Genomic DNA, 21,700 nt, shown 5'->3' with positions numbered 1-21,700 from the left:
GCTAGGTGGCGGGCAGGGCGCTCTCGTCGAGGGCGCCGCAGTCGACGGCGCGGCGGAGGCGGGCGGTGAGCGCCTTGATGGTGGCGGGCTCGTCCAGGACGCCCGCGTTGCCGGCGATTTGCTCGTGCCACGCCCGGACCCGCCCGATGACGTCGTCGACGCCGCTCAGGTGGAACGCGTACACGGCGGCGTACCGGCTGGGCAGGTGCGCGGGGTGCAGGTCCCAGCCCTGGTAGAAGCCGTGCCGCAGCGAGTGCCGCACGTGCGCGGCGTGCGCGGCCCACGTCGCGTTGACCTCGTCGGGCCCGTCGTTGCGGGGGATGACGTTGGTGGAGCCGTCCGACAGCCGCACGCCGGTGCCGGCGAACGACACCTGCATGACGTGCCGGGCGAAGTCGCACGCGGGATGGTCGAGGCGCTGCTCGTGCGGCGGCAGCCCGATCGCGGCGGTGTAGTCGAACACCCCGAAGTGGGCGGCGGTGAGCCGGCCCCCGGCGGCGGCCGCGATGGCGCGCAGCGCGGTCCGGCCCTCGCCGTCCAGGATCGACTCGGGCGTCTCGACCTGCACCTCGAACCGCAGGATGCCGGCCGGCAGGCCGAGCGCGGTCTCCAGCCGCTCCAGGTACTCGGTGAACAGCGCGACGTGCTCGGCCGCGACGACCTTCGGGAACGTGATGGTGAACCCGCCGGGCAGCCGACCGAGCCGGTCGCGCAGCGCGGTGAGGAACGCGTCGAGCGTGCGCATCGCGCGCTCGTGCCCGCCGTCGGCGAACGACTTGACCCGCACGCCCCAGTAGTGGGGGAGGCCCTTGACCTGGTACGCGGCGGCGACGGCCTCGACGACCTGCGCGACGTGCGCGTCCTCCTCGGCGTCGGGGCGCACGCCGTAGCCGTCCTCGAAGTCGATCCGCACGTCCTCGACCGGCTCGGCGGACAGCTTCGCCGCGACCCGCTCCCGGACGAGCCCCGCGATCTCGGGGTCGAGCCCGAACGCCGCGCCGAACGACCCGGCGCCCGGCGTGTGCGTGTTCAGCAGCCGCAGGGCCTCCGCGCCGAAGTCGGCCGGGGTCGAGCGGGAGAACCGGTCGGCCGGCACGTACACCGTGTGCACCGGCTGCCGCCCGTCGGCGCCGCCGGGGTGGCGCTCGCGGTGCTCGTCGCGGACGGCGGCGATGCGCGCGGACAGGTCGTCGAACGAGGAGACGCTGAGATTCACCACCCCGCAATGATCCCGCAACCCCCACCTGCTGGGAAACCGGCTTGCCGGGGAATTGTCCCCTTCGGAGCGGAAAGGGGACCGGGTCAGGACACCGCCTGGATGCCGTACGTGCCGGTGTGCTCGCTGCCGGGCGCCAGGTCGATCAGGCCCTCGCCGGAGGCGAACGCGTTCGGCGGGCACGTCATGGGCTCGACGCCGAGCCCCGCGCGGGGGGCGGGGGCGTTGTCGGCGGTGTAGATCATCATCCAGGGGTACGCCTCGTCCGCCCAGAGCCGCACCGCGCGGCCGCCGCCGGACAGGGTCACCCGCACGCGGCCGTCGCCGTCGCGGTTGAGGTCGGCGAACGCGTTGTCGATCACCCGGTCGCCCAGGACCGCGCCCGTGCGCAGGTCGTACCGGGTGCCGGTGACGTCCAGGGACGGCCCGGACGGGATCATCCGCTCGTCCACCGGGATGTAGCGGTCGGCGCCGAGGGTCACCTCGCAGGCGTCGATCGGCTCGCCGACCGTGAGGTAGGGGTGCGCGCCGTGCCCGTACGGGGCGGTCGCCGTCCCGGCGTTGCGGGCGGTGACGCGGACGCGCAGGCCGTCGCCGGCGTCCAGGGTGTACTCGGCCTCCAGGTCGAGGCGGAACGGGTACCCGGCCGTCGCGAGCAGCCGGTGCGTCAGCCGCACCCGGTCCGGCTCGTGCTCGGCGGCAGGCCAGGAGGCCCAGCGGACCAGCCCGTGGATCGCGCAGTCGCGGGCGGGCTCGGAGATGTCGAGCTGGTGCGGGACGCCGCCGTAGTCGTAGCGGCCGCGGTCGACGCGGTTCGGCCACGGGAGCAGCAGGTGCCCGAACGCCGCCGGGGCGGGCTCGTCGGCGCCGTGCGACAGCACCAGCGGCCGGCCGTCGTGGGTCAGCTCGCGCAGGCTCGCGCCCGACTCGGTGACGACCGCCTGGTACGGCCCGGCGCTGAGGGCGTACTGCTCCCCGGTGATCTGCTCTCCGATGATCCGCTCCCCGCTGATCGACTCGCTCATGCCGGGGACGCTACCCCCTGCCGCGACCGCTACGCGATCTCGGCGAGGGCGTGCAGGGCGTCGGTGAACACGCCCGGCGGCGGTTCGACGAGGCCCGCGCCGACCTGCCCGGTGCCCGCCTCGCGGCCCGCGATCCCGGTGTCGATGACCGGCAGGATCCCGGTGCGGACGACGCGGGTCACGTCGATCCCGGCGGGGGTGCCGCGGAACGACAGCAGGGGGATCTGCAGCGCCGGGTGCTCGGTCAGCGTGATCTCGTACATCCGCTGCGTGGCGGCCACCGCGTCCGGCACCTCGCCGCCGACGAAGCGGACGATCGCGGGCGCGGCGGCGAGCGCGAACCCGCCCATCCCGGCCGTCTCGGTGATCGCCGAGTCGCCGATGTCGGGGTTGGCGTCGTCCGGGCCGTAGCCGCCCAGGTAGAGGCCGTCGGGCACGCCCGCCGGGCCGGTGAACCAGCGGTCGCCCGTGCCGGACACCTGGATGCCGAACTCGGTGCCGTTGCGGGCCATCGCCACGACCAGGCTGGACCCGGGGACGCCGCGGGCCGCGTCGGCGCACGCCTTCGCCGCGGCCATGCCCGGGTTCAGGAAGAAGTGCTCGTTGCCCGCCGCGAACCGCAGGGCCTCGGCGGCCAGGTCGCGCGGCACGTCCTCGGCGGCGGCGAGGTCGGGCGCCAGCTCGCGGAGCAGCAGCGACGTCGCCGCCCGGTTCCGGTTGTGCAGCTCGTCGCCCATCTGGACCGCCTGCGCGATGAGCGCCATCAGGTCGAGGGGGCCGTGGCGGCGGACGGCGGCCCGGAGCGCGGGGCCGAGGAACTCGCCCATCCACCTCAGCCGCTCGATGACCTCCGGCCCGTACGCCCCGTACCGCAGGACCTTCCCGAGGCCCTCGTTGAGGGAGCAGTACGACCTGCCGCCGTGCTCGGCGTCCTCCACGACCCACATCCACATGGACGGGCTGACGACCCCGGCCATCGGCCCGACCGTGGCGTGGTGGTGGCACGGTTCGAGCGCCGCCGCCCCGCGCGCCAGCTCGCGCTCCGCCTCCTCGGGTGTGGCGGCCAGGCCCTCCAGCAGCATCGCGCCCATCAGCGCTCCGCGCATCGGCCCGGACGCCCGCTCCCACTCCAGCGGCGGGCCCGCGTGCAGGAACGTCCCGGCGTCCAGGCCGAGGACCTCCCGCGCCGGGCGGACGTCCACGAGGTGCGGACGGGCCGTCACCATGCGCCGCACGGCGCGGGCGTTGGCGTCCGCGTGGCCGGGGTCGCCGAGCACCGCCGCGAGCGCCTGCTCCGTCCCGGCGGGCGGCGGCCTCCAGTCGACCGCCTCCACCGGCACCGCCTGCTCGGCGAGCGCCCCGGCGAGGACCTCCACCCCGGCGGCGACGACCCTGGTCTCCCGTGTGAGCAGGCCGCCCAGCCGGTGCCGCTGGTCGTTCATTCGGGCGTCCCTTCCACCGTCGCGAGGGCGTGCCGGGTCGCCTCGGCGTTGGACGCGAACACGTCCGCGCCCGCCCCGCACAGGGCCGCCGCCTGCCGGTCGCGGCCCTGCGGGTCCGCGGGCGTCCCGCACAGCGACACGGCGACGGCCAGGTCGGGGCGGTCCTTCACCGCCTCGGCGATGGCCGGGGCCAGCGACGCCGCCGGGTCCGGCTCGGCCCCGTACCCGAGCACCACGTCCAGCAGGAGGACGCCGACCCCCGGGTCGGACGCCGCCTCCCGCACCGCCTCCAGCCGCAGCGTCGGGTCGATCATCGGGTGCGCGCGGCCGCGCGTGTAGGCGTCGTCGCCGAAGTCGGTGAACCGGTGGCCGGGTGCTTCCGCGCCCCGCGCTTCCAGGTCCCAGCCCAGCGCGCCCCGCGCGATCATCTCCGCCTCGTCGCGCAGCGTCCCGCCGGCGAACAGCCCGCGCAGCGCCTGGCCGCTCCCCGGCTCCGGACGCCGCTCGGCCGCCCACCGCGGCCACCGCGGGACCGGCCGGCCGAGCGCCCGCAGCGCCTTCTCCGCCGCCTGCGTGATGTCGTCCTCGCCGGGCATCGGCAGCGCGAAGACGACCGGGGTGTCGAGCCGCCGCGCCGCCTCCCGGATCAGGTCCGCCACCTGCGGTGCGGGCGGCTTGGACACCAGCACGATCAGCTCGGTGCCCGGGTCGGCGTCCAGCGCCGCCAGCGCGGACAGCGCCGAGCGGCCGCTCACCTCCGGCGACAGGTCGCGCCCGCCGACGCCCAGCACGTGGCCGACGCCCACGCCGGCCGCGTCCAGCAGGCACATCAGCTGCTGCGCGCCCGTCCCGGACGCCGCGACGATCCCGACCGGCCCCGGGCGGACCGCGTTCGCGAACCCCAGGCCCGCGCCGCCGATCACCGCGGTGCCGCAGTCCGGGCCCATCACGATCAGGCCGCGGCGCGCCGCCGCCTCCTTCAGCGCGATCTCCTGGCCGAGCGGCACGTTGTCACTGAAGATCATCACGTTGAGGCCGGCGTCCAGGGCGTCCATCGCCTCCGGGAACACGTGCGGGCCCGGCACCGACAGCAGCGCCACGGTCGCATCGGCCCGCGCCGCCGCGGAGCCCGTCGTCCGGGCCGGTACCGCGGCGCCCAGCAGCCCGGCTCCGGCCGGGGGGCGGGACGCGTCGCGCAGCAGCCCGTCCAGCGCCTCGCGCGCCGCGTCGAGTTCCCCGCCGCCGGCCGCGCCGGCCACCCGGATCGCGACGACCAGGTCGTCCGGACCCGCGCCCGCCGGCACCTCGAAGCCCATGCCCTCGACGATCTCGCGGTTGAGTTCGGTGCCCATCGCGACCATCGCCCCGGCGACCCCCGGCCGCTCCGACAGCGACCGGCTCACCCGCATGAGCGTCACCGAATCGTGGTAGGCCCCCCGCCGCACCTCGACCCAGTCCCTCACGTGGCGCCTCCCGCGGACCGTCCGGTGCCTCCCGCGAGCCCCGGGGGCGCTTTCCGGCGCCGCCCTTTCTCGTCGCCCTGCTCGCCCGCTCCGTGCTCCGGGCCGCTCATGCGGACACCCTCGGGGTGGGGCGGCCGGCGCGGGAGGCGTGCGCCGTCAGCGTTAGGACGGCGCGGCAGCCGGCGAGGACGCCCTGCGCGAGGTCGGTGCCCGAGGTGTGGCCGACCGCGAGGAGGCGGCGGACCGCCGTGTCGGGCGGCTCGTGGCCCGCGACGCAGCGCAGGACGGCGGCGACCTCGGCGCCCGCGCCGCCCGCGGTGGCGCAGTGCAGCAGCGTCGCGGCCAGCGCGGTCGTCCGGGTGCCGGCGTCGGCGGTGACGGCGGCGCCGAGCCAGTCGGCCAGCCGCACCGCGTCATGCAGGGGGACCGGGCGGCCGTGCCGGACCGCGCCGCCGACCAGCCGCAGCGACACCAGCAGGCCGCACAGGATGTCGTCCCCGCTCGGCGTGAGTCCGGGGCCGAGGCCGACGATCCGCTCGGCGGCCTCCACGGCGCCCGCGAGGTCGCCGGCGGCGCAGGCCGCGGCGAGATCCACCGGGTCCGGGTGGCCGGCGAGGCCGCCGCCCGCCATCCCGGCGCCGTCCAGTGCGGCCTCCAGCGCGGCCTCCAGGGACCGGACGCCGGCGGCGAGCGCGGCGGGCTGCAGCGTGCCGAGCGCGGGGGACGGGTCCCACCAGCGGCGGACGCGCACCCGCAGCCCGTCGGCCTCCACCCGGCCGTCGCCGACGAGCGCGTCGCCGCCCTCGCGGACGGCGCGGAACGGGTGCTCGCGGCGCGTCGCGACGAGCACCACGGCGTTCGGCAGCCGGTGCGCGTCGGAGGTGACGACGGCGAGCACGCGCGGCTCGGGGCCGCCCCGCATCTCCAGGTACAGCGCCGAGGGGAACACGGCGATGACCCGCGCCGGGCGGCGCGGCGGGTCCAGCAGCGGCCGCAGCGCGAGGCTCGCCGCGCCGGCGGCGGGCGGCCGTCCGCCCGGCCGTGCCGGGAGCGGGATCGGGTCGCGGACGAGGGCAGTCACGGATCCTCCCGAGGCCGGTGACGGTGGCCGTCCGGCACGCGGGCGGACCGGCCTCTGCGGAGACCGTAGAACGGCCCCCGCGGCGGACGTATGGGGAAAGCTGCCAAGGATGGTTGTCATCGTTCGTCTTTGTTGTCACTGTTGATCAGGAACAGGTAGCGATCACGCCGTAACGGGCGATGTACGCACCAAAAGGCGAGGTGACCCCTGGCATGAGTTACACCAGCGCGGACCCGGGCCCACCGGCCCTCAGGCTCGCGAGCACCGGAACACTGACCTATGGCCTGTCGGTCGGTGAGGTCCTCGGCGTCAGCACCCTCAACGGCGCCCGCCTCATCGCGGGACGGACCGGACTCGACCGCATCGTCCAGCGGCTCAACGTGATGGAGGTCCCCGACATCCTGTCGTGGGTCAAACCCAACGAGCTGCTCCTCACCACCGGCTACCCCCTGCGCAACACGCCCCAGTCGCTCGACAACCTGGTCGCCGACCTCGACGAGCGCGGCCTCGCGGCGCTGGCCATCAAGCTGGGCCGCTACCTCGACTCGCTGCCCGCCGAGATGATCGCGCAGGCGGACCGGCGCGGCTTCCCCCTGATCCTGCTCCCGAACGACGTCGGCTTCGACGACATCCTGAACCAGGTCCTGACCGACATCCTGAACCGGCAGGCGGCCGTGCTCGCGCGCACCGAGGAGGTGCACCGGGCGCTCGTCCAGATCGTGCTGTGCGGCGGCGGCCTCCAGGAGGTCGTGGACGAGGTCGCGACCCTCCTCGACGTGGCGGTCGTCGTCCTGGACGGGGAGCAGCGCGTCCTCGCCGGCGCCGGGCCGGACGAGCACGTCCAGGCGATGCGCGCGTTCGACGCGGGCCGGCACGCGGCGTGCGGGCGCGGCGGCTGCGGCATCATCGGCGCGCACGGCACCGGCGACCACCTGGTCGTGCCCGTGATGGCGGGCGGCTTCGACCACGGCCGGATCGTCGCGTTCACCCCGGCCGGCACGCTGCGCGGCACCGACCTCGGCATCCTGGAGCGCGCCGCGACCGTCGCCGCGCTGGTGGTGACCAAGCAGCAGGCCGTCGCCGCCGTCGAGAGCAAGTACCGGGCCGACTTCCTGCGCGACATCCTCGCGGGCCGCGCCGGCGACGACGGCCGGGTGATCGCGCACTGCGACGGGTTCGGCTGGAACCTGGACCGCCCGGTGATGGTCGTCGTCGCCGAGCTCGACGGCCGGCCGCGCGGCGCGCCGGCCGCGGGCGCCGACGCCGACGGCAAGGGCCGCGGCAAGGGGGCCGACGCCGACGGCGGCAACCGCGGCCGCGGCGCCGAGGAGCGCACCGCGCAGGAGCGCCTCGCCGCCGCGTGGACGACGGCCGTCCGGCGGCACGACCGGGGCGCGGCCGTCGCGAGCTTCGCGCACGAGGTCGTCGCGGTCGTCGGCGCGGACGGCTTCGACTCCGCCGAGCTGACGGCCGGTCCGGTCCAGGCGATGGTCAAGGAGGCGTCGTCGATCTTCGCCGAGCACCTGCCGGTGCGGCGCACGTTCTCCACCGGCATCAGCCGGACGGTGTCGTCCCCGGCGGCGCTGCCCGAGGCGTACGAGCAGGCGGTCAAGGCCGTCCGGGTGGGGCGGCAGCTCAACGGCGCGGGCGCGCGTGCGCACTTCGACCAGCTCGGCGTGTACCGGCTGCTGAGCCTCGTGTCCGACCCGGAGGAGCTGCACGCGTTCGTCCGGGAGACGCTGGGCGACCTGGCCGCCGACGACGAGCCGGAACTGGTCGACCTGCGCCGCACCCTCCAGGTGCTGCTGGAGACCAACCTCAACGTCGCCGAGACCGCGCGGCGGCTCCACTTCCACTACAACACGCTGCGCTACCGCATCGGGAAGCTGGAACGGATGCTCGGCGCGTTCACCGAGGACGCGCATCTGCGGCTCAACCTCACCCTCGCTCTTCACGTTCTGCGCATGCGAGGTATCTGACGGTAGTACGCCCACCCCGGCGCGTCCGCCAGGCGCGCCGTGCGGCCGATTGCACCGGCCGCTCCTCCCAATCGGGGGCGCGGGCTTTGGCAGAAGTCGCCGATGCCCGCCCACCAGGGTAGATCTACCTTGCCCGCATACCGCGGAGGGTTGAGCGCGGACGGTTGAGCAGGGAGGGGCCCGATGGCGATCGGCTGGAAGCTGCACGGCGACGGACGAACACCGCCGCCAGGGGAGGTGGTCAGACCGGACGAGCGCCTGTCGTGGCCGCGCACCGCCGGGATCGGCGCGCAGCACGTCGTGGCGATGTTCGGCGCGACGTTCGTGTTCCCCGTGGTGATGGGCCTGGACCCGAACCTCGCGATCATGATGTCCGGGGTCGCGACGATCCTGTTCCTGCTCATCGTCGGCGGCCGGGTGCCGAGCTACCTCGGCACGAGCGCGTCGTTCGTGGGCGCGGTCGCGGCGATCCGCGCGGCGGGCGGCGACACCGCCACGGTGACCGGTGCGATCCTCGTCGCGGGGCTCGTCCTCGCGCTGATCGGCCTACTGATCCACTTCGTGGGCGGCGAAGTCATCCACAAGGTCTTCCCGCCCGTGGTCACCGGCGCCGTGGTCATGCTCATCGGGTTCAACCTGGCCCCGGTGGTCGCGAACGTCTACTGGCCGCAGGACCAGTGGGTCGGGCTGGCGACGCTGGGCTTCGCCGTCCTGTGCGCGGTGCTGCTGCGCGGGTTCTGGGGACGCATCACGATCCTGCTGGCGCTGGTCTTCGGGTACGCCCTGTCGTGGATTCTCGACAAGACCGTCGGCCAGATCACCTCCGTCCTGCCGGGCCAGAATCTGCTGGACGCCAACGGCCAGCCGTGCACGGCCGAGGGGCCGTACTGCGTCGCGACCGCCTTCCCCCACGACCGGGTGGACTTCGGCGGCGTGAGCTCGGCCGACTGGTTCGGGCTGCCGAGCATGCACGGCCCCGACTTCAAGACCTCGGCGATCCTGCTGGCGCTGCCCGCGGTCATCGCGCTGCTCGCGGAGAACACCGGGCACGTCAAGGCCGTCGCCGCGATGACCCGCGAGGACCTCGACCCCGTCCTCGGCCGGGCGATCGGCGCGGACGGCGTCGGCACCGCCCTCGCCAGCGCGGTCGGCGGCGCGCCCACCACCACCTACGCCGAGAACATCGGCGTCATGGCCGCGACGCGGATCTACTCGACGGCCGCGTACTACGTCGCCGCGGCCGTGGCGATCCTGTTCGGGCTGTGCCCCAAGTTCGGCGCGCTGATCGCCGCCACGCCGGGCGGCGTGCTCGGCGGCATCACCGTCGTCCTCTACGGGATGATCGGCCTGCTCGGCGCGAAGATCTGGGTCGAGAACCGGGTGGACTTCGCCGACCCGGTCAACCTCGTCCCGGTGGCGGCAGGCGTGATCCTGGCGATCGGGGACGTGACCCTGAAGGTCACCGACGACTTCCCGCTGCAGGGCATCGCGTTCGGCACCATCGCCGTCCTGCTCGGGTACCACGTCCTCAACGCGCTGCGCCGGCCGGACGCCTCGGGCGCCGGGATCATCGCCCCGGGCGAGGAGATCGGCGGGCCGGTGCGCCGCGCGGACGGGCCCGGCGAGAGCGGGTCCGGCAAGGGCGAGTCGAGCCAATCGAAGGACGAACCCGGCGGCGGGCCGGGCTGAGGAGGCGGCCGGTGAAACCACCCCCGTTCGGATACCGCGCCCCGCGCACGCTCGACGAGGCGCTGGACGCGCTCGCCGCCGTACCGTCGGGCAAGGTGCTCGCCGGGGGCCAGAGCCTCATCCCGCTGCTCAACATGCGGCTCGCCGCCCCGTCCCACCTCGTCGACATCAACCGCGTGGCCGGGCTCGACACCGTCCACGCGGGCGACGAGGGGGTGCGGGTCGGCGCGCTCGCCCGGCACGCCCGGGTGGAGCGCTCGCCGGAGGCCGCGGCGATCCAGCCGCTGCTCGGGCGGGCGCTCCGGCATGTGGCGCACCCCGTCATCCGGAACCGGGGCACGGTCGTCGGGAGCCTCGCGCACGCCGATCCCGCCGGGGAGATGCCCGCCGTGCTGGCGGTCCTCGGCGGGACGGTGGAGGCGGCGTCCGCGCGGGGCCGCCGGACGATCCCGGCCGCCGAGTTCTTCCGGGGCCCGCTGGAATCGGCGCTCGAACCGGGCGAGCTGGCCGTGTCGGCGTTCTTCCCGGCCGCGCCGCCGCGCACCGGCACCGCGTTCGCCGAGACGGCGCGGCGGCACGGCGACTACGCGCTCGCCGGGGTCGCCGCCGTCGTCACCCTGGACGAGGACCTGCGGGTGTCGGCCGCCCGCGCCGGGTACCTCGGCATCTGCGGGGTGCCGCTGGTCCTCGACCTGGCCGGCGCCGCGGGACCGGCGGGCGACTGGGCGGCGGCCGCCGCGCACGCGCGCGACAGCATGGATCCCGAGCCCGACATCCACGCGGGCGCCGAGTACCGGCGCCATCTGGCCGGTGTGCTCACCGAGCGCACCCTGAGCATCGCGGCGGCCGAGGCGCTGCGGAGGGCGGGAGTTTGATGGAGGAGTGCTTCGAGGTCGCGCTGACCGTCAACGGGATCCCGCGCACGGCGAGCGTCCCGGCCAGGCGGCTGCTGTCGGACCTGCTCCGGCACGACCTCGGGCTCACCGGCACGCACGTCGGCTGCGAGCACGGCGTGTGCGGCTGCTGCACCGTCCTGCTGGACGGGGAGCCGGTGCGGTCGTGCCTGATGTTCGCCGTCACCGCCGCCGGGCACGAGATCACGACCGTGGAGGGCCTCGCCGCGGAGGACGGCACCCCCTCGGCGGTGCAGCGGGCCTTCCGCGAATGCCACGGCCTGCAGTGCGGCTTCTGCACGCCCGGGTTCCTGTGCACCGTCACCGCGCTGCTGCGGGAGACGCCGCGCCCGACGGACGACCAGGTCCTTGAGGGGATCTCCGGGAACCTCTGCCGCTGCACCGGCTACCAGAACATCGTGAAGTCGGTGCACCGCGCCGCCGAACTGCTGCAGGAGGGGGAGGGCTGAGTGGCGACGCGATTCTTCGGGGAACCGGTCGAGCGCCGCGAGGACGGCAGGCTCACCACCGGCCAGGGGCGGTACTTGGACGACCTCGGCCCCGGCGCGCTCGCGGCGGCGTTCGTCCGGTCCCCGCACGCGCACGCCCGGATCGCCGACATCGACGTCTCGGAGGCGCTCGACGTCGACGGCCTCGTCGCCATCTACACCTGGGAGGACCTGCCGGGCCGGGTCGGGGAGCCGCTGCCGCTGCTGATCCCGCACCCGTCCCTGACGCACGGCCGCACCGGCTATCCGCTGGCGCGCGACGTCGTCCGGCACGTCGGCGAGCCCGTCGCGATGGTCGTCGCCCGGGACCGGTACCTGGCCGAGGACGCCGCCGAGCGCATCCGCGTCGAGTACGAGCCGCTCCCCGCCGTCGTCGGCATCGAGGCGGCTTCGCGGGCGGAACGGCTCGTCCACGACGACGTGCCGGGGAACGTCGGCGCGGTCCTGCTCCAGGAGAACGGGGACGCGGCCGCCGCGATCGACGCCGCCCCCCACGTGCTGGAGTTCGGCCTCGCCATCGAGCGAAGCGCGTCCATGCCCCTCGAAGGGCGCGGCGTGTACGCGCGGTGGGACGCCGACGACGGGTCGCTGCGCGTGTACTCGTCCACGCAGGCGTCCACCAGCGTGCGCGCCGCGATCGCCGCGCGGCTCGGGCTCCCGAACGGCAAGGTCGAGGTGGTCGCGCCGGACGTCGGCGGCGGGTTCGGCGTCAAGATCGTCCACCCGTGGCCGGAGGAGATCCTGGTCCCGTGGGCGGCGCGGCTGCTGGACCGCGAGGTCAAGTGGACCGAGGACCGCCGCGAGCACTTCGTCGCCGCCGCCCACGAGCGCGGCCAGCTCCAGGACGTGCGGGTCGGCTTCGACGACGAGGGCCGCATCCTCGGCCTGGACGTGCGGATCCGGCACGACCACGGCGCCTACACCCCGTACGGGATCATCATCCCGATCATCACGTCCACCCAGCTGCTCGGCCCGTACAAGATCGGCGCGTACCGGGCGGAGGTCGTCAGCCTCTACACCAACACCCTGATCGTCACGCCGTACCGGGGCGCGGGCCGCCCGCAGGGCGTGTTCTGCATGGAGCGGACGATGGACCGCGTCGCCCGCCACCTCGGCCGCGACCGCGCCGAGGTGCGGGAGGCGAACCTCATCCAGCCCGACGAGTTCCCCTACGACCAGGGCCTGACGTTCCAGGACGGCCGCCCCCTCATCTACGACTCGGGCGACTACCCGGAGCTGCTCCGCAAGGCCCGGGAGCTGATCGGCTGGGACGGCTTCGAGGCCGACCGCGCCGCCGCCGAGGCCGAGGGCCGCCGCGTCGGCATCGGACTCGGCATCTACGTCGAGGGGACCGGCGTCGGCCCGTACGAGGGCGGGCACGTCGAGATCGACACGGCCGGGCGGGTGCACGTCTCCACCGGCCTGACCTCGCAGGGGCAGAGCCACGAGACCGTCTTCGCGCAGATCGCCGCCGCGGAGCTCGGCGTCCCGATCGACGACGTCCGGGTCACGACGGGCGACACCCGCCGGTTCGGGTACGCGGTCGGGACGTTCGCGTCCCGCGCGGCCGTGATGAGCGGCAACGCGATCGCGCTCGCCGCCCGGAAGGTGCGCGCCAAGGCGCTGCGCATCGCCGGCGAGGCGCTGGAGGCCGACCCCGGGGACCTCGACATCACCGACGGCGTCGTCCACGTGCGCGGCGACCCGTCGGCCGCGGTTCCGCTGCGGACGGTCGCGGTGCTGTCGAACCCGCTGCGGTACGCGTTCGACGAGGAGGCCGCGGCGGCGACGCAGTTCGCGGTCGGCCGCCCGGTGACCGAGCCGCCCGTCGCGGAGGGGGACGAGCCCGGCCTGGAGGGGCGCGACTACTACTCGCCGGTCCGCTCCACGTTCGCGGCCGGGGCGCACGCCGCGATCGTGGAGGTCGATCCCGACACGGCGGAGGTCAGCATTCTGCGGTACGCGGTCGTCCACGACTGCGGTCGGCTCATCAACCCGATGGTGGTCGAGGGGCAGATCCACGGCGGCGTGGCGCAGGGCATCGGCGGGGCGCTGTACGAGCGGATGGTCTACGACGAGGCGGGCCAGCTGCTGAACGCCTCGTTCATGGACTTCCTCATGCCGTACGCGACGGAGGTCCCCCGCATCGAGACCGACCATCTGGAGACGCCGTCGCCGCTGAACCCGCTGGGCATCAAGGGCGCGGGGGAGGCGGGCGTGATCCCGGTGTCGGCGGTGGTCGCCTCGGCGATCGAGGACGCGGAGGGCGTCCGGGTGGACGCGATGCCGATCTCCCCGGACGAGCTCTACACGCTCCGGCTGCGCGCCGCCGCCGACCCGTCGCTGCGCGTCGGGGAGGACGTCCGGACGGGGTGACGCGGCCCAGAGGTGCTCCTGGCGGGTGGGGGTGATGCTGGCGGGGTCGGCTCGGGTTGCGGGGGACCTCAACCCCGCCAGCGTGTAGACCCTAGTGAACGCTGACCTGGGCCTTCGGCGTTAACGGGATTCCTCCGGGAAGGTCGCCTTTCACCCGTGCGCCGGCGGCTTGTCGGGCGCGTTGCCGCCGAGGGACCGCGGCAGGTAGTTCTCGACGGCGGCGGGTCGGAATCCGGCCTGCTCGATCCAGCTGAGGATCATCTTGAGCTGCCCGGCGAGGCCCTTGCGGTAGTGCATGAGGACGATGTCGCCGGGCTTGAACCCCTTGCCGCCGTCGCCGCGGGCGAAGCCGTTGAAGCCGACGCCCGGCCCGGACGTGCCGTTGTAGAACTCCGCCGACCACAGCAGGATCGACTTGATGCCGCACTCCTTGGCCATCTGGCGGGTGGTCTCGTTGAAGCTGCCGAACGGGGGCCGGAGGATCTCGGGGCGGCGGCCGTAGCTCTTCGCGATCTGGTCGGACGCCTCGCAGATCTGCCGCTTCTGCTCCTCGGGCCCGAGCGTCGCCATGTTGGGGTGGCTGACGGTGTGGTTCTCCATCACCGAGCCCGCGTTGCGCATGGCCCAGAAGTACTGCCCCTGCCCCTTGATGTAGGTGGAGGTCAGGAACGTCATGATGGGGACCTTCTCCTTGCGGACGAGGTCCACGAACTCGGAGTCGTAGGTGTAGCCGTCGTCGATGGTGAGGAAGACGACGCGCTCCTTCGTCTCGATGTTCTTGATGACGGCGGGGAGCCCGTCCTTGGCGGGCTGCGGGACCGTCCAGGAGCCCGGCTTCGGCGTCGCCCACGTCTGGTGCCCGATCACCGAGGCGAGCTGCGCCCGCATCGGCGGCTCCGACCCGCCCGCGACGGCGGCGGCGACGGGCCAGCCGCCCGCGGCCGCGCCGAGCACTCCGGCGGCCACCATGGTGATGACGGGCGTCTTCCCTCGCATCTGCCGCGTACCCCGTTCGTTCGGTCGGAGACCTGTTCTTCAGTTCGGCGTTCAGTGTGCCGGTCAGTTCGGCGATCTTCCTCGGTTGACGCGCCGGTGCCGGCGGGAGTTCGCAGCCGACGGAATCCGCCGGACTTATCTGACCATTTCCCGGCGGCTCCGGAACAGCTTCGCCCAAACCTCGGCGTGTGGTCGGCAGAAGTTGCCGTGTGGCCCGGCGGCGTCATTGCCTAAAGTCGGGTCATGCAGCTCAACGGCAGTGTCACCGTCGCCGCGCCGCTCGACCGCGTGTGGGACGCGCTCCAGGACCCGGCCGTCCTGGCGAGGACGATCCCGGGATGCAGTTCGCTGGAGGAGACGGGCCCCGACAGGTACCGCATGACCGTCACGGCGGGCGTCGCGTCGATCCAGGGCACCTACGTGGGCCAGGTCGAGCTCGCCGAGCCGGACCCGCCGCGCTCGTTCGTCCTGCGGGCGCGCGGGCAGGGCGCGCCCGGCACGGTGGACGCCGTCGTCCGGGTGCGGCTGACCGACGGCGACGGCTCGACCCGGATCGACTACGACGCGGACGCGACCGTGGGCGGCATGGTCGGCGGCGTCGGCCAGCGGATGCTCGGCAGCGTCGCCAAGCGCACCGCCGGCGAGTTCTTCGCGGCCGTCGAACGCGACCTCACGGCCCTCGCCGCGGCCGCCGGCCCCGCCGCCCCGCCCGAGGCGGCCCAGCCCGGAGCGGCCACCCCCGGGGCCGCGGCACCGGCCCCGGGGACTCCCACCGGGACCGGCACCGTCTACGCGGGACGCGCCGCGGCGGCACCGGCCCCCCGGCCGGAGCTCCGGTCCGCGGCCTGGCCGATGGCCGCCGCGTTCGGCGCCGGCGCGGCCGCCGCCCTTTCCGGCGTCGCCCTCGGCTACCTCCTGGGCAGGTCCCGCAACCGCTGAGCTACTTCACGCCCACCAGGTCGACGACGAAGATGAGGGTCTCGCCGGGCTTGATGGCGGGGCTCGGGCTGCGGTCGCCGTAGGCGAGGTGCGGCGGGATGACGAGCTTGCGGCGCCCGCCGACCTTCATCCCGACGATGCCCATGTCCCAGCCCTTGATGACGCGGCCGCTGCCGAGCTCGAAGTCGAGGGTGGAGCCGCGGTTCCAGGACGCGTCGAACTCCTCGCCCGTCGACCACGACACGCCGACGTAGTGCATCGACACGTTCGAGCCCTTGGCGGCCTCGGGGCCGTCGCCCTCGGTGATGTCGGTGATGTCGAGGTACTCGGGCGGCCGGCCCTCGGGGAAGTCGATCTCGGGGCGTTCAAGCGCCATGTAGGGGCTCCAGCGGTCTCGTCTAATGCGTCGGTCGGATGGAACCGCCCAGCCTAGCGGGAGCGGGGCCTGACGAAAGAACATCCCGTCCGTTGGCAGATCACGACGGTTCCGCAGGTGGGGGCCGTCCGGTAGACCTTGGGCATGGCACGGCGGCTGCGGATCGGGATCGACACGGGCGGGACGTTCACCGACGTCGTCGCGCTGGACGAGGACGGGGGAGGGCTCGTCACCACCAAGACGCCCTCGACGCCCGCGGACCCCGCGGAGGGGTTCGCGGCGGGCGTCGCCAAGGTCCTCGGCCTGCTCGGCGGGGAGCCGGGCGACGTCGCGGCGCTGTCGCACGGCACGACCGTCGCGACGAACCGGCTCCTGGAGGACCGCCTCGACGACCTCGGCTTCATCACCACCGAGGGCTTCGGGTCGATCCTGGAGATCGCGCGGCAGAGCGTCCCGGACGGCTACGGCAACAGCTACTTCTGGGTGAAGCCGCCGCGGATCGTCCCGGTGCACCGGGTGCGTACGGTCGGCGGGCGGCTCGACCACACCGGCGCGGAGCTGCGCCCGTTCGACGAGGAGTCGGCGGTCGCGGCGGCCCGCTGGTTCCGGGACGCGGGCATCCTCGCGATCGGCGTGTGCCTCCTGCACTCCTACGCCGACCCGTCGCACGAGCTGAGGATGCGCGAGATCCTCGCCAGCGAGCACCCGGACGCCGTGGTGTCGCTGTCGTGCGAGGTGCTGCGCGAGTACCGCGAGTACGAGCGGTCGGTCACGACGCTCGTGGACGCCGCCGTCAAACCCGCGATGAACGGCTACCTGTCCCGTATCGCCGGGCAGGTGACGGCCCCGCTGCTGGTGATGAAGAGCAACGGGGGCGTGCTGTCGGCGGAGGAGGTCGCGCGGCAGCCGATCACGACCGTGCTGTCCGGCCCGGCGGCGGGCGCGCTCGGCGCGGCGTTCGTCGTCGCCCGCAGCGGGCACGGGTCGGTGGTGACGCTCGACGGCGGCGGGACGTCCACGGACGTCGCGGTCGTCCTGGACGGCGAGCCGGCCCTCACCACCGAGGGGTCGATCGGGCGGCACCCCGTCAAGATCCCGATGATCGACATCGTGACGGTCGGGGCGGGCGGCGGCTCGGTCGCGTGGCGCTCGCCGGCGGGCGCGCTGAAGGTCGGGCCGCGCAGCGCGGGCGCCGACCCGGGGCCGCTCTGCTACGGGCGCGGCGGCACCGAGGTGACGGTCACCGACGCGCACGCCGTCCTCGGCCGCATCCCGCCGCACCTGCTCGGCGGTGAGGTGCCCCTGGACGTGGGCGCCGCCGCGGCGGGCGTCGACGCCCTCGCCGGCGAGCTGGGCCTGCGGTTCGAGGAGGCCGCCGCGGGCGTACTGGAGATCTCGGCGTGGAACCAGGCCAACGCCATCCGGCAGATCACGGTGAAGCGCGGCCTGGACGTCCGCGACTACCCGCTCGTCGTGTTCGGCGGCTCCGGCCCGCTGCTCGCGTGCCGGCTGCTCGACGTCCTCGGCATGCCCGCCGCGGTGGTCCCGGAGAACCCCGGCAACCTGTCGGCGTTCGGGCTGCTCACGGTGGACGTGAAGAACGACTACGTCCGGACCCGCGTCGTCCGCGACGCCGAACTCGACCCCGCGCTCCTCGCCGGGATCTACGCCGACCTGGAGGCGGAGGCGGCCGCGGCCCTCGCGCTCGAGGGCTTCGCGCCCGGTGCGGGCCGCGCCGCCCGCTCCGCGGACCTGCGGTACTACGGGCAGGCGTTCGAGGTGCGGGTCCCCGCGCCCGCCGGCGAGCCGGACGACGCGTTCCGCGCCGAGGTCGTCCGCCGCTTCCACGACGCCCACGAGTCCCTGTACGGCTACTGCCACCGCGACGACCCGCGCCATCCCGTCGAGTGGGTCAACCTGCGCGTCTCGGGCATCGGCCCGATCGCCCGGCCCCGCCCCCCGGAGCGTCCGCCGGGGGACGGCGACCCGTCGCGCGCCCGCACCGGCGGGCGGCCCGTCTTCTTCGACGACTGGGAGAAGACGCCCGTCTACCGGCGCGAGGGGCTCGCCCCGGGCGACGTGATCGAGGGGCCCGCCGTGATCGAGGAGTTCGGCTCGACGGTCCCGCTCCACCCGGGCTTCACCGCGGAACTCGACCCCCGCGGCAACCTCGTGATCACCGCGAGCGGCGGAAGGGTGCGGCCATGAACGGCGAGGCCATGAACGGCGAGGTTGCGAACACGGCGATGGGCACCGGCATCGACCCGATCCTGCTGGAGATCGTCGAGGGGACGCTCGCGTCCGTCGAACGCGAGGTCGAGACGGCCATCGCGCGCACGGCCCGCTCCCCGATGATCCGGGACGCGCACGACTTCCGCGCGGGCATCCACGACCGCCGCCTCCGCAAGCTCACCGGGCGCTCGTACTCCGCCCTCGTCCAGCCGGTCGCCCGCGACTTCCCCCTCGACGAGATGTGTCCGGGCGACGTGTTCTTCCACAACGACGTGTACCTGTCGGAAGGCGGCATCGGGCACCTGCCCGACCTGTGCGTGACGGTCCCGGTGTTCCACGGCGGCGAGGTCGTCGCGTTCGTGCAGGCGTTCGGGCACCACGACGACATCGGCGGCGCCGTCCCGGGGTCGATGCCGAGCCACGCCCGCAGCGCGTTCGAGGAGGGCCTGATGGTCCCCCCGATCAAGCTGTGGGACCGGGGCGTCCCGAACGAGGCCGCGCTGACCATCATGACCCGCAACTCCCGGATGCCCGACTCCCTCGCCGGCGACCTGGACGCCGAATGCTCGGCGTGCCTCATGGGCGCCCGGCGACTCGGCGAGCTGTTCGACCGCTACGGCCGCGCGGCCATCGAGGCGTGCTTCGACGCCATCATCGACAAGACCACCGACACGTTCCGCCGCGAGCTGCTCGCCAAGATCCCGGACGGGACGTTCGTCTGGGAGGACTACGCCGAGCACGACGGCGTCGACCCGCCCCGCCTGCACGCGCAGCGCATCACGCTGACCGTCGACAAGTCGGCGGACGTCCCCCTGGTCATCGACTTCGCCGGCACATCGCCGCAGGCCAAGGGACCCATCAACCACGCGGGCGACTACGCGGACGGCGTGTTCCTGAAGAAGTGGCTGGCGCCCGTCCTGCGGAACCTGGCCGACACCCCCGAACGCGCCGCCGAACTCGACGTGAACGAGGGCGTGGTTCCCCTCATCGAGATGCGCTTCCCGGAGAAGGGAACCCTCCTCACGCCCGTCTTCCCGGCCCCGACCAATGCCCGCACGTTCGTCATCCTGCGCCTCCTCGGCGTCCTGGCGGGCGTCCTGGCGAAGGCGACGAACGGCCGGATGCCCGCCGACCAGGAGACGATCCGCTACACCGGCGTCTACGGCGAGGACGACCGCGGCCCGTACCTGATGCGCGAGGTCCTCGGCGGCGGCTCCGGCGGCCGGTACTACGCCGACGGCGAGGACACCATCCACGTCGTCCCCGACTCCCGCAACATCCCCGCCGAGTTCGCCGAGGCCCGCTGGCCGTTCGTCGTCGAGCGCCTCGGCCTGGCCGTCGACTCCGGCGGCCCGGGGGAGTACCGCGGCGGCCTCGGCTACGACAAGCACATCCGGATGCTCCGCGACGCCTCGTTCATGTCGATCGCCGACCGGTCGATCCTGTCGTGCTGGGGCGTCAACGGCGGCCGCGCGGGACGCCCCTTCCGCGTCGACATCGACGGCGAGGAGATGGAGGGCCTCGTGGACGACCACCCGGTGAAGGCGGGGCAGGTCATCCGCATCCGCACCACGGGCGGCGGAGGCTGGGGCGACCCGTTGAACCGCGACCCGTCGCGCGTGGCGGCCGACGTCCGCGACGGCAAGGTCTCGATCGAAGGCGCCCGCACCGACTACGGCGTCATCCTGACCGACGGCACCGTGGACGAGGAAGCGACCACGGCCCTGCGCGACCGCCTCCGCACCGAACGCGGCCCGGCCCCCTTCTTCGACCGGGGCCCGGGCTACCCCGAACTCTCCGGCGGGCTCCCCTCCGCCCCCCTCGACACCCTCTGAGAACGCTGGGGGCGTGGTCCTCCGGGCACTTCGGCCCTAGCGATCGGGTTCGCCGGTCCGCGTCAGCAGATCGGCGAGCAGTTCCGCGGCGCCCGCGTGGCCCCTCTCGGCCGCGCGCGTCAGCCAGGTCTCGGCTTCTTGGAGGTCGTCGGTCTCCAGCTTCAGGCGTCCGAGGTTGGCCATCCCGTCGACGCTGCCCGCGTCGGCGGCCCGGCGGAACCACTGCCCGGCGTTCTCTGTGTCGCCCTGGAGGACGTGCTGGATGGCGAGGTTGTTCATCGCGAGCTCGACCCCGGCCTCGGCGGCGCGGCGGTACCAGTCCATCGCCTCCTCGCGGCGACCGGCGCGGCTGAGCAGGGAGCCGAGGTTGTTCATCGCCAGGCCGTCGCCCTTCTCCGCGGCCCTGCGGTACCACTGCTCCGCCTCGTCGGGGAGGGAGCGTCCCAGCTCGAACATCGCCCAGGGATCGTCGGCCCGGGCGGCCCGGCGGAGCCACGTCACCGCGTCCCCGTCCTGCCCCGCCTCCCAGGCCAGCCAGACCAGGCACTTGACGGCGGCGAGGTCACCGCCTTCGGCCGCCGGACGGAAATGGTCCTGAGCCGCCCCGATCATCCCGAATTGGGCCAGCCGTGCGCACCAGAGAGACGCGGCGTCCGTGTCGTCCTCGGCCGCGGCCTGGGGAAGCGCGGTCACCGCGGCCGGCCCGATCCCCGTGGCGAGCCGATCATCGTTGCTCATCTCGTCAGGCTATCGAGCTGATCATCGTGATATGCCGGTTTCGTTAGCGCCGAATCACTTCAGAGCGGAAAAGGATTTGCGTGTATCTTTCGCCCTCGCTGATCCTGAGCCGATCGACACGTTTCCCTTTGCGAGTACCGCGATCAGCCTGCTGGCCGTCCACCACCGGATCCTGGACCTGGCCGAGCGGCTCCTGAATGATGACGACGTCCACCTCTATTCAGCGGAGGCTTGGGCGAAATACACCGGCGCGTGTGACTACGACCAGGACCTCCATCGCGACTATCTCAATCACACTCTGCTGGTGCCGAGCAGAGCGGCCGGGTGCCGCCAGGTGGAGATGTTCGTCTTCCTGAGCGACGTACCCGAGGACCTCGGCCCGCCGCATCTGGTTCCCCGCGAGCACACCGCGGAACTGCCCGCCGTGCCAACTGGTTCCTGCGACCAGGGCGGGAAGGCGGCGGGCGCTTCATCGACGACAGCGGCAGCCCGGAGCTCTACGCCGCGGAGGTCTCCGGTGCCGGACCGGCGGGAACGGTCATCGCCTTCGAGACCGGGACGCTCCACCGAGGCACCCGGCTCACCGCGCCTCGCGGCGCCCGCTCCAGCATGCACCTCGGATTGCGCCCCTCCGGCCTCCAGTGCGGGCAGCGGGCTGGATGGGCCGCGCAGGGTTTCGGTCGGGAATGGGTCGGCTTCGTCCACCGCGCCACCCCTCGCCAACTCCAAGCCTTCGGTTTCCCGCCGCCGGGGCATCCCTACTGGACACCCGGGACACTGGCCGGGATGGCCCTCCGGTATCCCGAACTCGACCTCAGTCCATGGTCCACCGACGCCTAAGCCTCGATCCACCGGTGAATGATCGTCCAGGAGTCGGGAACAGCAAAAGGGATGCCCCGTGGCCTGCGATG

At 74.0% G+C, this 21,700-nt stretch carries 17 protein-coding genes; 8 read left to right on the top strand and 9 right to left on the bottom strand.

Annotation, left to right across the window (positions count from 1 at the left end; genetic code table 11):
- Position 1: 1 nt before the first annotated feature.
- The 5 genes from IEZ03_RS06755 to IEZ03_RS06735 all read right to left on the bottom strand — a co-directional run bounded on the left by IEZ03_RS06755 (position 2) and on the right by IEZ03_RS06735 (position 6,227).
- Positions 2-1,219 (bottom strand): DUF6986 family protein, encoded by a 1,218-nt coding sequence (locus IEZ03_RS06755; protein WP_229808086.1) that lies wholly within the window; start codon positions 1,217-1,219, stop codon positions 2-4.
- Between the two features lie 83 nt (positions 1,220-1,302).
- On the bottom strand, positions 1,303-2,241 hold the full coding sequence (locus IEZ03_RS06750) for an aldose 1-epimerase family protein (RefSeq protein ID WP_221480810.1): 939 nt from the start codon (positions 2,239-2,241) through the stop codon (positions 1,303-1,305).
- Positions 2,242-2,270: 29 nt separating this feature from the next.
- Complete coding sequence (locus IEZ03_RS06745; protein ID WP_184886294.1) at positions 2,271-3,683, bottom strand: YlbE family protein; 1,413 nt, start codon at positions 3,681-3,683, stop codon at positions 2,271-2,273.
- The gene (locus tag IEZ03_RS06740; RefSeq protein ID WP_229808085.1) at positions 3,680-5,146 is read right to left on the bottom strand and encodes an AllF/FdrA family protein; all 1,467 of its coding nucleotides are present in this window, start codon (positions 5,144-5,146) and stop codon (positions 3,680-3,682) included. The genes IEZ03_RS06745 and IEZ03_RS06740 overlap by 4 nt, the downstream gene beginning before the upstream one ends.
- A gap of 106 nt (positions 5,147-5,252) precedes the next feature.
- Positions 5,253-6,227, bottom strand: coding sequence for an oxamate carbamoyltransferase subunit AllH family protein (locus tag IEZ03_RS06735; protein WP_184886292.1), 975 nt, complete (start codon positions 6,225-6,227; stop codon positions 5,253-5,255).
- Positions 6,228-6,439: 212 nt separating this feature from the next.
- Between IEZ03_RS06735 and IEZ03_RS06730 the strand changes: the two genes are divergently transcribed.
- From IEZ03_RS06730 to cutA, 5 genes are all read left to right on the top strand, one after another.
- Entirely contained in the window at positions 6,440-8,206 is a 1,767-nt protein-coding gene (locus IEZ03_RS06730; protein ID WP_184886290.1) for a PucR family transcriptional regulator, read from the top strand.
- A gap of 183 nt (positions 8,207-8,389) precedes the next feature.
- On the top strand, positions 8,390-9,895 hold the full coding sequence (locus tag IEZ03_RS06725) for a uracil-xanthine permease family protein (protein WP_184886288.1): 1,506 nt from the start codon (positions 8,390-8,392) through the stop codon (positions 9,893-9,895).
- 11 nt (positions 9,896-9,906) lie between these two features.
- Complete coding sequence (locus IEZ03_RS06720; RefSeq protein WP_184886286.1) at positions 9,907-10,770, top strand: FAD binding domain-containing protein; 864 nt, start codon at positions 9,907-9,909, stop codon at positions 10,768-10,770.
- Entirely contained in the window at positions 10,770-11,258 is a 489-nt protein-coding gene (locus IEZ03_RS06715) for a (2Fe-2S)-binding protein (protein ID WP_184886284.1), read from the top strand. Before IEZ03_RS06720 ends, IEZ03_RS06715 begins: the two co-directional genes overlap by 1 nt.
- The gene (gene cutA / locus IEZ03_RS06710) at positions 11,259-13,673 is read left to right on the top strand and encodes an aerobic carbon-monoxide dehydrogenase large subunit (RefSeq protein ID WP_184886282.1); all 2,415 of its coding nucleotides are present in this window, start codon (positions 11,259-11,261) and stop codon (positions 13,671-13,673) included. It begins immediately after the preceding gene.
- Positions 13,674-13,823: 150 nt separating this feature from the next.
- Here the strand turns inward: cutA and IEZ03_RS06705 are convergent, their stop codons facing one another.
- Positions 13,824-14,669 (bottom strand): polysaccharide deacetylase family protein, encoded by an 846-nt coding sequence (locus IEZ03_RS06705; RefSeq protein WP_184886280.1) that lies wholly within the window; start codon positions 14,667-14,669, stop codon positions 13,824-13,826.
- A gap of 243 nt (positions 14,670-14,912) precedes the next feature.
- On the opposite strand from IEZ03_RS06705, the gene IEZ03_RS06700 reads away from it, so the two are divergent.
- On the top strand, positions 14,913-15,608 hold the full coding sequence (locus IEZ03_RS06700; RefSeq protein WP_184886278.1) for an SRPBCC family protein: 696 nt from the start codon (positions 14,913-14,915) through the stop codon (positions 15,606-15,608).
- A gap of 1 nt (position 15,609) precedes the next feature.
- On the opposite strand, the gene IEZ03_RS06695 is transcribed toward IEZ03_RS06700, so the two are convergent.
- Positions 15,610-15,984 carry an FKBP-type peptidyl-prolyl cis-trans isomerase gene (locus IEZ03_RS06695; RefSeq protein ID WP_184886276.1) on the bottom strand — a complete coding sequence of 125 codons (375 nt, stop codon included), beginning with the start codon at positions 15,982-15,984 and terminating at the stop codon, positions 15,610-15,612.
- A gap of 144 nt (positions 15,985-16,128) precedes the next feature.
- Here IEZ03_RS06695 and IEZ03_RS06690 point away from each other — a divergent pair, with 144 nt between their 5' ends.
- Positions 16,129-18,192: a hydantoinase/oxoprolinase family protein gene (locus tag IEZ03_RS06690; protein ID WP_184886274.1), complete on the top strand. Its 2,064-nt coding sequence runs from the start codon at positions 16,129-16,131 to the stop codon at positions 18,190-18,192.
- On the top strand, positions 18,189-20,051 hold the full coding sequence (locus IEZ03_RS06685; RefSeq protein WP_229808084.1) for a hydantoinase B/oxoprolinase family protein: 1,863 nt from the start codon (positions 18,189-18,191) through the stop codon (positions 20,049-20,051). Before IEZ03_RS06690 ends, IEZ03_RS06685 begins: the two co-directional genes overlap by 4 nt.
- A gap of 36 nt (positions 20,052-20,087) precedes the next feature.
- Here IEZ03_RS06685 and IEZ03_RS06680 read toward each other — a convergent pair whose 3' ends face one another.
- Positions 20,088-20,789 carry a tetratricopeptide repeat protein gene (locus IEZ03_RS06680; RefSeq protein ID WP_184886272.1) on the bottom strand — a complete coding sequence of 234 codons (702 nt, stop codon included), beginning with the start codon at positions 20,787-20,789 and terminating at the stop codon, positions 20,088-20,090.
- A 43-nt stretch (positions 20,790-20,832) separates the two neighbouring features.
- Positions 20,833-21,003 (bottom strand): hypothetical protein, encoded by a 171-nt coding sequence (locus tag IEZ03_RS06675; protein ID WP_184886271.1) that lies wholly within the window; start codon positions 21,001-21,003, stop codon positions 20,833-20,835.
- Between the last annotated feature and the right edge of the window lie 697 nt (positions 21,004-21,700).

The sequence above is a fragment of the Actinomadura livida genome, assembly GCF_014648675.1.
Lineage (GTDB): Bacteria > Actinomycetota > Actinomycetes > Streptosporangiales > Streptosporangiaceae > Spirillospora > Spirillospora livida.
The sequence above is the reverse complement of the archived record's forward strand: the minus strand, read 5'-3'. Positions and strand labels throughout refer to the sequence as shown.

Coding starts and splice junctions, on each gene's coding strand:
- IEZ03_RS06750 (WP_221480810.1), bottom strand. CDS start 2,241: ATGAGCGAGTCGATCAGCGGGGAGCGGATCATCGGAGAGCAGATCACC.
- IEZ03_RS06745 (WP_184886294.1), bottom strand. CDS start 3,683: ATGAACGACCAGCGGCACCGGCTGGGCGGCCTGCTCACACGGGAGACC.
- IEZ03_RS06730 (WP_184886290.1), top strand. CDS start 6,440: ATGAGTTACACCAGCGCGGACCCGGGCCCACCGGCCCTCAGGCTCGCG.
- IEZ03_RS06725 (WP_184886288.1), top strand. CDS start 8,390: ATGGCGATCGGCTGGAAGCTGCACGGCGACGGACGAACACCGCCGCCA.
- IEZ03_RS06715 (WP_184886284.1), top strand. CDS start 10,770: ATGGAGGAGTGCTTCGAGGTCGCGCTGACCGTCAACGGGATCCCGCGC.
- IEZ03_RS06705 (WP_184886280.1), bottom strand. CDS start 14,669: ATGCGAGGGAAGACGCCCGTCATCACCATGGTGGCCGCCGGAGTGCTC.
- IEZ03_RS06700 (WP_184886278.1), top strand. CDS start 14,913: ATGCAGCTCAACGGCAGTGTCACCGTCGCCGCGCCGCTCGACCGCGTG.
- IEZ03_RS06695 (WP_184886276.1), bottom strand. CDS start 15,984: ATGGCGCTTGAACGCCCCGAGATCGACTTCCCCGAGGGCCGGCCGCCC.
- IEZ03_RS06690 (WP_184886274.1), top strand. CDS start 16,129: ATGGCACGGCGGCTGCGGATCGGGATCGACACGGGCGGGACGTTCACC.
- IEZ03_RS06685 (WP_229808084.1), top strand. CDS start 18,189: ATGAACGGCGAGGCCATGAACGGCGAGGTTGCGAACACGGCGATGGGC.
- IEZ03_RS06680 (WP_184886272.1), bottom strand. CDS start 20,789: ATGAGCAACGATGATCGGCTCGCCACGGGGATCGGGCCGGCCGCGGTG.